Below are 11,991 nucleotides of genomic sequence, written 5' to 3' on the forward strand. Positions count from 1 at the left end.
TGAAGATGCCGAACGGTAGGAGTTCCTTCGTAGTGGTGGCCAACCGGCTGCCGGTCGACCGGATCGAGATGCCCGACGGCAGTACGGCGTGGCGCCGCAGCCCAGGCGGCCTGGTCACCGCACTGGCCCCGGTGATGCAGAACCACCACGGCGCGTGGATCGGCTGGACCGGCAGCCCGGACGAGAAGGTGGATCCGTTCGACAACGACGGCATGCACCTGGTCCCGGTGATGCTGTCGGCCGAGGACGTCCAGCTGTACTACGAAGGTTTCTCCAACGCGACGCTCTGGCCGCTGTACCACGACGTGATCGTGGCGCCGGAGTTCCACCGCGAGTGGTGGGAGTCGTATGTCGCGGTGAATCGCAGGTTCGCGGAGGCGGCCGCTGACGCCGCCGACGACAACGCCGACGTCTGGGTGCATGACTACCAGCTGCAGCTCGTCCCCGCGATGCTGCGCCGGCTGCGCCCCGACGTACGGATCGGGTTCTTCCTGCACATCCCCTTCCCACCGACCGAGCTGTTCGCGCAGATGCCGTGGCGGCGGCAGATCCTGGACGGGCTGATGGGCGCGGACCTGGTCGGCTTCCAAAGACCGGGGGCCGCCTCCAACTTCGCCCGGCTGGCCCGCAACCGGATGGGCCTGCGGACCCGCGGCGACCGCATCCACCTGCCGGACGACCGGATCGTCCGCGCGAAGGCCTTCCCGATCTCGATCGACGTCAACGAGCTGGAGAACCTGGCCCGTCAGCCCGAGACCACGGCCCGCGCGGCCGAGATGCGCCAAGAGGTCGGCAACCCGACGCACATCCTGCTCGGGGTCGACCGGCTCGACTACACCAAGGGCATCCGGCAGCGGCTGCGGGCGTTCGGCGAGCTCCTGGACGAGAAGCGGATCTCCGTCGACGACGCGGTGTTCATCCAGGTGGCGACGCCGTCCCGCGAGCGGGTCGAGCAGTACCGCGTGCTCCGCGACGAGATCGAGCTGCTCGTCGGCCGGATCAACGGGGAGCACGGCCGGATCGGCACGCCGGCGATCAACTACCTGCACACGTCGTACTCGCGGACCGAGATGGCGGCGCTGTTCCGGGCCGCCGACGTGGCGGTGGTGACGCCGCTGCGGGACGGCATGAACCTGGTCGCGAAGGAGTACGTGTCGACGCGGTACGACGACACGGGCGCGCTCGTGCTGAGCGAGTTCGCCGGCGCCGCGGACGAGTTCCGGCAGGCGTTCCTGGTGAACCCGCACGACATCAACGGGATGAAGGACACGATCGTCGACGCGATGAACACCGATGACCGCCAGCTCGGCCGGCGGATGAAGGCGATGCGCAAGCACCTCGCCGCGCACGACGTGAATGTCTGGGCCCAGACGTTCCTCAAGGCCCTCCATGACGAAGACTGAGGGGCGCGTCCTCGCTCTCGATCTCGGTACGTCGTCGGCGCGCGCACTGGTGCTGTCCGACGACGATGCGTCGCCGATCCCAGGCGCATTGGCCCGGCACAAGATCGCGCCGGCGTACGGCTCGGACGGATCCGCGACGCTCGACCTGCACGAGTACGTCGAAGGGCTGCTCGGCTGCCTGGACGAGCTGCAGCAGAACGGCCATCTCGAGGACATCGGCGCGATCGTGCTGTCCTCGCAGTGGCACTCGATCGTTGCCCTGGACAACAAGGGCGACGCGCTGACGCCGGTGGTCACCTGGGCCGACACGCGCTCGGTCGACCCGGACCTGGATCCGTCGTTCGACGAGCGCGCCTTCCACGCCCGCACCGGCACGTGGCTGCACCGGCTGTACTGGACGCGCCGGATCCCGTGGCTGCTGGCGACCGGCTCACCGGCCGAGTTCGCCGGGCTGCCCGATCTCGTGCTCGAGCGATTGACCGGCGAGCGGGTCACCTCGGTTTCGATCGCCTCCGGAACCGGGACGCTCGATCTGGCCACCGGCACGTACGACGACGAGGCGCTGGACATCGCCGGTGTACACGCGGACCGCCTGCCGTCGATCGTGCCGACCGGGTGGACCGGGTCGTTGTCCGCGGAGTACTCGCGCCGCTGGCCCGGGCTGGTCGGCGTACCCGTGCATCCGCCGACGGGTGATGGTGCGGCGTCCAATGTGGGGACGGGCGGGTACGACGTGGGTACCGCGGCGGTGACCGTCGGGACGTCGGCCGCGGTACGCGTCGTGCATCCGATCGACGACGCACCCGAGCTGCCGTGGGAGCTGTGGCGGTACCGGGTCGACGACAAGCGCGCGGTGACCGGGATGGCGTTCTCCGCGGCTGGGAACCTGCACGCGTGGCTGACCGGCGTACTGCGGCTGGAGTCCGACGAGCTGGCGGGCGTGGAGGTCGGGGCGTCGCGGGCGATCGCGATCCCGTTCATGGCCGGGACCAGGCCGCCGGCGACCGTGCCGAGCGGGTCCGGGGTGTTCTTCGGCTTGTCGTTCGACGACACGGCCGCGGACCTGCTGGCGGCGTCGTTGCAGGGTGCGTCGCTGGAGGTCGATCTCGGGCTGCGCAGGCTCGACACGCTGTTCGGCCGGCAGCTGGACGTCGTACTGGGTGGTGGCGGCATCGACGCGTCCGAGTGGTGGCGACGCTGCCTGACCGCGACGTTCGCCCGCCCGACCACTGTGTGTGCGGAGGCCGAGGTCGGCGCCCGTGGTGCTGCGGCCGTGGCACTGGGGCTCTCCCCGTCGCCAGGCGGGGAACATCTGACGCCGGTCGATGCCGAGGTCGCCAGAGTCGCAGCCATGCGCCCGCGCTACGAGGCGCTGCGGGACCTCGCCGTACAAGCGTCCAAAGACCCGGCCTGACGCTCTGGTCGTACTGCGTTCGCGGTACGGCGTGGATACAGCCTGAGGACGACGCCGGCGGGTTGGTCGCCACGTACTGTGAAGGCATGGACGCGGTGTCACGGCGGTGGCGGGAGCTCCGGGTGCCCCCGCTGGTGCTGGACAGCGTGCTGGCGGCCACGATTCTCGTGCTCAACGGGGTCGCGCTGGGGCAGCGGCAGCACGGCCACACCGAGCTGACCCTGTCCGGGGCGGTGCTGGCGATTGCGGGCGCTGTGTTCATGCTGCTGCGGCGGCGGGCGCCTGTGGTCGCGTTGGCGCTGACAACGCTGGTCGGGGTCACGTACACGATCACGCAGCAGGCCAAGAGCCCGATCGGGCTGTTCATGGCGTGCGCGGCGTACATGGTGGTCCAGCGGACCGAACGTCGTACCCGGGCGGCCGCGATCGTGTCGGTGGTGGCGGTGACGGTGGTCGCGGCGGCCGTGTACACCGACGGCGAGCTGTTCGCGAACCTGGTGAACGGGCTGGTCGTGCTGGTCGGCGCATGCATCGGTGAGGCGACGCAGTACCGGCGCGCGTACCTGCGGGAGCTGGAGGAGCGGGCTCTGCGTGCCGAGCAGTCCCGTGACGAGGAAGCGCAGCGCCGGGTGATCGAGGAACGACTGCGGATCGCGCACGAGCTGCACGACGTGATCGCTCACCACATCGCACTGATGAACGTGCAGTCCGGTGTCGCTGCGCACGTACTGCGTACTCAGCCGGACGAGGCCGAGCGAGCCCTGGCGCTGGTTCGATCCGGCGGCCGCACGGTGCTGCAGGAGCTCACCGTCCTACTCGGCGTGCTCCGCCGCTCTGGCTCTCCCCTGCCGACAGCGCCGACGCCGTCCCTGCACGAGCTAGGCGCCCTGGTCGATTCCTTCACCGCAGCAGGTGTGAAGGTCGACTGGGTCCCGCCCGACTCCATCGGCGACCTTCCGGACGTCATAGAGCTGACTGCGTACCGCATCGTCCAGGAGTCCCTCACCAACGTGCTGAAACACGCGACCGGAGCGGCTGCCAGAGTCCGCCTCACCCGCTCCACCGACGCCCTCACGATCGACGTAGCCGACGCCGGCCGAACGGCGCACGCCGGCGAAGCGGCGACGCAGAGCGCAGCAGCCGCCTCAGCAGGCTGGGGGCACCCGCTCCACCCCACCGCCTCCCACCTGGGCGCGGGTCACGGACTTGTCGGCATGCGAGAGCGCGTGGCCGCCGTGGGCGGTCAGCTGACGACAGGGCCGGAGCCGGGTGGCGGGTTCGGTGTCCATGCGGTTCTTCCTCTCGAGACGGGAGTTGTGGGTGACGATCCGGGTACTGCTGGCCGACGACCAGACGCTGATCCGCAGCGGGTTCCGGGTGCTGGTGAATTCAGCACCCGATCTGGAGGTTGTTGCTGAGGCGGCGAACGGCCGGGAGGCGGTCGAGCTGGCCCGGACCGAGCGGGCCGACGTGGTGCTGATGGACATCCGGATGCCGGAGGTCGACGGCCTCGCGGCGACCCGGATGATCAGTGAGGACGAGGCGCTCGCGGGCGTGAAGGTGCTGATCCTGACCACGTTCGAGGTGGACGAATACGTGTTCGACGCGATCCGCGCCGGCGCCAGCGGCTTCCTCGGCAAGAGCGTCGAGCCGGCCGAGCTGATCGACGCCATCCGCGTGGTCGCCCGCGGTGACGCTCTGCTCTCCCCGAAGGCGGTCCGCGGCCTGATGAACCGCTTCCTGGCCGAGCCGCAGACCAGCCAGACCATCGGCCCGTCGGTGCTCGACGTACTGACCGAGCGCGAACGCGAGATCGTCGGCCTGGTCGCGCTGGGTCTGTCCAACGACGAGATCGCCGTGCGCCTCGTCCTCTCGCCGTCGACCGCGAAGACGCACGTCAATCGCGCCATGGTGAAGCTCGATTGCCGTGACCGTGCGCAGTTGGTCGTGCTCGCCTACCAGACCGGACTGGTTCGGCCGGGCGCCGTCGTACCGCGAGCGCAGTAGCCCGTACGGCGGACGCAGTACGGCGAGATGCCCGCGGCTGGCCGACGCGCGTGACGGAGCGCGGCCGGAAGCATCGGCCGCATGGCTACCTATCTGTACCGGCTCGGCCGGTTCGCGTTCCGCCGTCGCCGGCTGGTGGTTCTGGTGTGGCTGGGGCTCCTCGCCGCCGGCATCGCCGGCGCGGCCGCACTGTCCGGCCCGACTGCCAACGGCTTCTCGATCCCGGGCACCGAGTCGCAGCGGGCGGCCGACCTGCTCCAGGACCGGTTCCCGCAGGCCGGTGCCGACAGCGCGACCGCCCGCATCGTCTTCCAGGCGCCACCCGGCCAGAAGCTGACCGACGCCGCGAACACCGCGCAGGTGCAGCAGACCCTCGGCCGGATCGACCACGCGCCCCAGGTCGCCAGGGTCGTGGACCCCTTTGCCGCAAAGGCGATCTCCGCCGACGGCCGGACGGGCTACGCCCAGGTGACGTACGACGTCACGGCGCAGGAGGTCAGCCCGGAGGCGCAGGACGCGGTAGCCACCGCGGTGGAGCCGGCACGTGCGACCGGACTCACGGTCGAGTACGGCGGCGACGCCATGCAGGCGCAGGACAGCCAGAGCCTGACCGAGGTGATCGGGATCGGGGTGGCCGCCGTCGTCCTGCTGATCACCTTCGGCTCGCTGATCGCGGCCGGCCTACCGTTGCTGTCGGCAATCATCGGCGTAGGCATCGGCGTGACCGCGATCTCGGCCGCCAGCGGGTTCATCGACATCGGTTCGGGCACGCCGATCCTGGCGTTGATGATCGGGCTGGCCGTGTCGATCGACTACTCGCTCTTCATCATGTCGCGGTACCGGCACGAGCTGAGCACCGGACTGGAGCCGGACGAGGCGGCCGGTCGCGCGGTCGGCACGGCCGGATCCGCGGTGGTGTTCGCGGGACTCACCGTGGTGATCGCGCTGGCCGGGCTGTTCGTGGTCGACATCCCGTTCCTGACCCAGATGGGGCTGGCCGCCGCGTTCACCGTCGTACTCGCGGTGGCGATCGCGCTGACCCTGCTGCCCGCGCTGCTGGGATTCGCGGGGCGCCGGGTGCTCGGCGGCCGGATCCCAGGGCTGCGGGCCGGCGATCCCGAGGCCGCGGGCCGGGTTTCGGCCGGACGGCGGTGGGGCCGGCTCGTCACCCGACGGCCGGTCGCGGTGCTGCTGGTAACGGTGATCGGTCTCGGCGCGCTGGCACTCCCGGCGACCGATCTCGAGCTCGGGCTGCCCGACGACAGCACCGCGGCCCCTGATTCCACCCAGCGCAAGGCGTACGAGCTGCTCTCCGAGGGCTTCGGCGCCGGATTCAACGGTCCGCTGATGGTCGTGGTCGACGCCGGCGCATCCGCCGACCCTGCCGCTGCGGCGGGGGCAACGGCGACCGCCGTACGCGGGCTGCCGGATGTGACCTTGGTGACGCCGCCGACCTTCAACCCGGCTGGGAACACGGCTTTGCTGACGGTCATTCCCGCGACCGGTCCGAGCGCGACGCAGACGCACGAGCTGGTCAAGGCGATCCGGGCGCTGCCCGACGCCGGCGGCGCGGAGGTGTCCGTCACGGGTGCGACCGCGGTCAACATCGACATCTCGGACAAGCTCGGCGGTGCGCTGGTGCCCTATCTGTCGCTGATCATCGGGTTGGCGTTCCTGCTGCTGATGCTGGTGTTCCGGTCGGTGCTGGTGCCGTTGAAGGCGACGCTCGGGTTCCTGCTGACCGTCGCGGCGACGTTCGGTGCGGTGGTCGCGGTGTTCCAGTGGGGCCGGCTGGCCGGGCTGTTCGGGATCGAGGGGCAGACCGGTCCGGTGATCAGCATGCTGCCGATCTTCCTCATCGGCGTGGTCTTCGGGCTCGCGATGGACTACCAGATCTTCCTGGTCACCCGGATGCGGGAGGAACACGTTCACGGCGGCGAGCCGCGAGCCGCCGTCGTCGACGGGTTCGCCCACGGCGCCCGGGTGGTCACCGCGGCGGCCGTGATCATGACGGCGGTCTTCTCCGGCTTCATCCTGTCCGGCCAGACGCTGATCCGGGAGATGGGGTTCGGCCTCGCGCTCGCCGTCGCGATCGACGCCTTCGTCGTCCGGATGACCATCGTCCCCGCCGTGATGGCCCTCCTCGGCCGCCGCGCCTGGTACCTCCCGCGCCGGCTCGACCGCCTCCTCCCGAACGTCGACATCGAGGGCGAGACGCTGCGCCGTCACCTCCCGCCCGCCCCCGAGCCGCGCGAACCCGAACTGGCCAGCCGTGATCGCGGCCACTGACAACGCGCCGCCGGGACCGGATCATGACCGGCATGTGGCGCGAGATCATGAAGTCCAAGGTCCACCGGGCGACGGTGACGCAGGCGGACCTGCACTATGTCGGATCGTGCACGCTCGACGCGGATCTGATGGACGCGGCGGATCTGCTGCCCGGCGAGAAGGTTGACATCGTCGATGTCACCAACGGGCAGCGGCTGTCGACGTACCTGATCGAGGGGCCGCGCGGGTCCGGGGTGGTGGGGATCAACGGGGCCGCGGCGCACCTGATCCATCCGGGTGATCTGGTCATCCTGATCGCGTACGGGATGTTCGACACCGCGGAGGCCAAGGTCTTCGAGCCGAGCGTAGTCTTCGTGGACGAGCACAATGCGATCACCCGCATCGGCTCCGACCCCGCCGAGGCGCTTCCCGACAGCGGCACGCTCCGCGGCGACCAACTGCACACCCCGCGTTGAGATGAGGACTGGTCGAGGATGACCGAGAACACCGCTGAGACCACCGAGACCACCGACGCGGCAGCGCCGAAGACCGCCTCGCACGACAACGAGCCGAGTCCGAAGCTGCGGGCCTTCATGAACTCGGGGTGGGCCGACTCCGAGCGGCACGACCTGGAGCTGAGCGATGTCGGCGTGTGGGCGGCGAAGCGGCGGGACGCGCTGTCGCAGGCGTTCCCGGGCGAGCGGCTCGTCATCCCGGCCGGCACGTACAAGGTTCGTTCCAACGACACCGACTACGTCTTCCGCCCGCACACCGACTACGTCTGGCTGACCGGCAACCAGACCTCCGACGCCGTCCTCGTCCTCGAGCCGAACGGCACCACCGGACACGACGCGGTCCTGTACTTCCGCCCGCGCGCCGACCGCGCCCAGGGCGAGGAATTCTGGCGCGACCGGATGTACGGCGAGCTCTGGGCCGGCCGGCGTCCTTCGCTGACGGAGACCGCCAAGGAGTTCGGCCTCGAGACGCGCCACGTCGACCAGCTCGCCGACGCGCTCAAGGGCGACGTACCGACCCGTGTCCGCCGCGACGAGGACGAGTCGATCGCCGCGCTGCTGAGCGGCGCCCGGACGGATCAGCTGAAGGACGGCGAGTTCGCGGCGACCCTGTCGGAGCTGCGGCTGGTCAAGGACGCGTACGAGCTCGATCAGCTGCGGGACGCGGTCGCGATCACGCACCGCGGGTTCTCCGACGTACTCGCGGAGATGGACAAGGTCCGGCAGTACGGCGAGCGCTGGATCGAGGGCACGTTCTGGCGCCGGGCACGGGCCGAGGGCAACGATGTCGGCTACACGTCGATCGCCGCGGCCGGCCCGCACGCGACGACGCTGCACTGGATCGAGAACGACGGCCCGGTGAACGACGGCACGCTGATGCTGCTCGACATGGGCGTGGAGAACCGGCAGCTGTACACCGCCGACATCACCCGCACCCTGCCGGTGAGCGGCGAGTTCACGCCGCGCCAGCGGGACCTGTACCAGCTGGTGCTGGACGCGCAGAACGCCGGGATCGACGCGCTCAAGCCGGGTGCGGCCTTCCGCGCCGGCCACGAGGCGGCGATGGAGGTGATCGTGCGCGGTCTCGACGCGATGGAGCTGCTGCCCGTGTCTGCCGAGGAGGCGCTCGATCCCCAGAGCCGCCTGTACCAGCGCTACACGCTGCACGGCGTCAGCCACATGCTCGGCCTCGACGTCCACGACTGCGCCTCGGCCCGCAACGAGACCTACCGCCAAGGCGCCGTTCAGCCCGGCTACGTCCTCACCGTGGAGCCCGGCCTGTACTTCCAGTCCGACGACCTCACCGTGCCCGAGGACCTCCGCGGCATCGGCATCCGCATCGAGGACGACGTCCTCATCACCGCCGACGGCGCCGAGAACCTCTCCGACGCCATGCCCCGCACCGTCGAGGGCCTGCAGAGCTGGATGGCCTCCTGACCTGCCGGGTCGTCCGGTGCGATGTACTACCGGGCGACCCGGAACCGCAGGTGAGTGACGCCGCTGCCCGCCTCGACAACGCGGTCGCGCCGTGGATGCGGACCGTACGGTCCCCGGCGACAGCCTTCACCTTCGGCGCATCGGCCGGCGGCTGATGGGTCAGGACGAAACACGGGACGTCAACCTGTCCCAAGCCTGGCTCCAGAGGCGTCCGGCCGGCATCCGCGCTACGGAACTTGCAGAAGCGCGAGTTCGGTACGGCCCTCGGCGGCGCGGTCGGGCAGCAGCGCGAGGGTGCAGGCCCACTCGAAGCGCGCGCCGATGCGATCGAAGGCCTCGGCGGCCGAGCCCAAGGCATCGAGGTCGCCCGTCGATCGGGCCGTGGCCCGGGCGAGGCAGGCCGCGGCCCAGTCGTTCTCGGCGGCCTCCGCCGCGGCCGAGGCGAGGAGGTCGGGTGCGTCGGGCAGGCCCGCGACCACGGCCAGCTCCGCCGCGGCGGTGCGCGCGTACGGCGCCCACCAGCGTTCGCCGAACTCCGCGAACGCCCGCCGGACGACATCAGTCGCCTGCTCGACGGCGCCCAGTTGTACGGCGACCCGCGCCCGCGCGAACGTGTACGGGGCGGCCAGCCATGGCGCATCCTCCAGGTCCGCACACTGGGCGACCTCGAGCGCACGAGCCTGCCAGACCTCGAACAGACCGTCGTCGCGCAGTCCGTGCACCATCGCGGCCGCCGACAGCGCGGACGCCATCCACTCGATCGGCGGAGCGCCGGCGCGTTGCCATCGCTCCCAGAGTGCGTCCGCGTGCTCCACGCAGGCGTCGAACTGCCCGGTCAGCGCGCAGACCCGGATCAGTCGCGGCAGTGAGATGTACGGATGATCGCCGACCGGATCGTCCGGCGACCCCACGGCCGCGAGCGCCGCGGGCAGATCACCCACCGCGGTCGCCGTCGTCGGCGCGACATGGAAGGCGTCGATGATCTCGGCCGCGGCGTACGGTTCGTGCCGCGGGAGCGGCCCGACCAGCCGCATCCGTTCCACCGCGTACGAGCGGGCCTCGCGCAGCCGTCCCGCATTCCCGGCGGCCACGGTCGACGCGTCGAGTGCTCCCGCGATCAGGACCGGATCACCGGTCCGCCGGGCCGCCTCGACGGCCTCGCCGGCAAGCTCCGGATCGGCGCCGATCCGCCGGCCGCCGTGCTCCCAGGCCTTGGCGGTCGCGAGCAGCGCGGTCACCTGTGCGTCGCCGGGTCGCGCGCTGTCCACAGCCTGCCGGAGCAACTGCTCGCTGCGCTCGGCAGGTACGTCGTACAGCGAGCCGGTCGGGTAGCGGTTCACCGCGATCACGGCCAGCGCGAGCATCGTCGCCCGAACGTTGCCATCGGCAACCGCTCGGTCGGCCGCGTCCAGCAGCAGCCGTACCCCGGTCTCCGCGTCCGAGATCGCGAGCGTGGCATCGGCGGCCGACCGGAGGTCCAGCGCGGCGCCGACGCCGTCCGCGGCGCGTTCGGCCGCCGACCGGTAGTGGCCGACAGACTCCAGGAACTCCCGCCGGGCGAAGCCGAGATGGCCGAGCGAGCGCGCGAGCCGGTGCGCCGTCGGATCGGGCCCGGCAGAGGTCGCAGCGAGTGCGGCCCGCAGGTCACCGGCCACCTCGTCGTACAGCGGCTGCCAGTCGGAGTCGTCCAGCCTGCTCTCCAGCGCGGCGGCCGTGTCCGCGGCCCAGTGCAGACAGCGGTCCTGAGCGGTCGCCAGTTCGTCCTCGGTGAGTTGCTCGCGCGCGAACTCCCGGATGGTCTCGAGCAGACGCCAACGCGTTCCCCGGCGGACGGCGAGACTCTTGTCCGTCAGCCTTCCGAGCAGATCGGCGACCTCACCGCGGCTGAGCTCCGGGCTGGTCACACTGGCGGCATCCAGGTCGAAGCCGCCGACATAGATGGACAGCCGCCGGAACAGCAGCCGCTCCTGATCGTCCAGCAGATCGTGGCTCCATCCGATCACGGCGCCGAGCGACCGGTGCCGAGCGTCCATGCCACGCCCGCCGGCCAGGAGCCGGAGTCTGTCGTCGAGCGCCGCCCGCACTCCGTCGGCTCCGAGCGAGCCGATCCTGGCCGCGGCGAGTTCGATGGCCAGCGGCATGCCGTCCAGTCGCGCACAGATCTCGGCGAGGTCGTCGTCCGGCGCGGTGAAGTCCGGATCGACGGCACGGGCCCGATCCGCGAACAGCTTCGTCGCGTCGTCCAACGGCGGTAGCAGCACGGTCGTCTCGGCCGGTACACCCAGCCGCTCACGGCTGGTCGCGAGGATCGTCACCTCGGGACAGGTGCGGAGCAGTTGTTCGGCCAGTGCGGCGACCTCGTCGACCACGTGCTCGCAGTTGTCCAGGACCAGGAGCGACCGGCGCTGCTGCAGGTGCTCGATCAGGACTTGTTCCAGACTTTGCGGCGGGCGTTCGCTGAGCCCGACAGCGGTCGCCACCGCCCGGGTCACCAACCCGTCCCGGACCGGAACCAGGTCCACGAACGCGCCGCCGGCGCCCAGCTCGGCCCCCACGACGGCTGCCAACCGCGTCTTGCCCATGCCACCAGGGCCGAGCAGGCTCACCAGGCGGGACTGGCCGAGCGCGGTTCGCACCGCCGTGGTCTCGCTGGACCGCCCGACGAAGCTGGTCCGACCGGCCGGCAGCCCACTCATCCCCGCACCGCCCGCACCGCCCGCACCGCCCTGACCGCCCTGACTGCCCGCACCGCGCTGTGGTCCCGCCAGGTCGGCCAGCTCGCGCCGGTCGGTCACGCCGTACTTGCGGAGCAACGACGAGACGTGGCTCTCGACCGTCCGGACGGAGATGTGCAGGGCGCGGGCGATCTGCGCGTTCGACCGGTGCTCGGCCACAGCCTCCAGTACTTCGGCCTCCCGCGCGGACACCTCGTTCACGCGCCCATCAT

General features: G+C 71.0%; 8 protein-coding genes. 7 read left to right on the top strand and 1 reads right to left on the bottom strand.

The features are described 5' to 3' along the window. Positions 1–5: 5 nt before the first annotated feature. The 7 genes from ACIA58_RS30870 (at position 6) to ACIA58_RS30900 (ending at position 9,044) form a co-directional block, all read left to right on the top strand. On the top strand, positions 6–1,403 hold the full coding sequence (locus ACIA58_RS30870; protein WP_396407324.1) for a trehalose-6-phosphate synthase: 1,398 nt from the start codon (positions 6–8) through the stop codon (positions 1,401–1,403). Next, the gene (locus ACIA58_RS30875) at positions 1,390–2,817 is read left to right on the top strand and encodes an FGGY family carbohydrate kinase (RefSeq protein ID WP_396407325.1); all 1,428 of its coding nucleotides are present in this window, start codon (positions 1,390–1,392) and stop codon (positions 2,815–2,817) included. Before ACIA58_RS30870 ends, ACIA58_RS30875 begins: the two co-directional genes overlap by 14 nt. A gap of 86 nt (positions 2,818–2,903) precedes the next feature. Further along, positions 2,904–4,235, top strand: coding sequence for a sensor histidine kinase (locus ACIA58_RS30880; RefSeq protein WP_396407326.1), 1,332 nt, complete (start codon positions 2,904–2,906; stop codon positions 4,233–4,235). Next, positions 4,138–4,824: a response regulator gene (locus tag ACIA58_RS30885; protein ID WP_396407327.1), complete on the top strand. Its 687-nt coding sequence runs from the start codon at positions 4,138–4,140 to the stop codon at positions 4,822–4,824. Before ACIA58_RS30880 ends, ACIA58_RS30885 begins: the two co-directional genes overlap by 98 nt. Positions 4,825–4,905: 81 nt before the next feature. After that, entirely contained in the window at positions 4,906–7,113 is a 2,208-nt protein-coding gene (locus tag ACIA58_RS30890) for an MMPL family transporter (RefSeq protein WP_396407328.1), read from the top strand. Positions 7,114–7,145: 32 nt separating this feature from the next. Continuing rightward, positions 7,146–7,568 carry an aspartate 1-decarboxylase gene (gene panD / locus ACIA58_RS30895; RefSeq protein WP_396407831.1) on the top strand — a complete coding sequence of 141 codons (423 nt, stop codon included), beginning with the start codon at positions 7,146–7,148 and terminating at the stop codon, positions 7,566–7,568. A gap of 18 nt (positions 7,569–7,586) precedes the next feature. After that, a complete protein-coding gene (locus ACIA58_RS30900; protein ID WP_396407329.1) occupies positions 7,587–9,044 on the top strand; it encodes an aminopeptidase P family protein in 1,458 nt (485 codons plus the stop codon). A gap of 227 nt (positions 9,045–9,271) precedes the next feature. On the opposite strand, the gene ACIA58_RS30905 is transcribed toward ACIA58_RS30900, so the two are convergent. Beyond that, a complete protein-coding gene (locus tag ACIA58_RS30905; protein ID WP_396407330.1) occupies positions 9,272–11,980 on the bottom strand; it encodes an ATP-binding protein in 2,709 nt (902 codons plus the stop codon). Positions 11,981–11,991 lie beyond the last annotated feature (11 nt).

This window comes from Kribbella sp. NPDC051586, from assembly GCF_044453965.1.
Lineage (GTDB): Bacteria > Actinomycetota > Actinomycetes > Propionibacteriales > Kribbellaceae > Kribbella.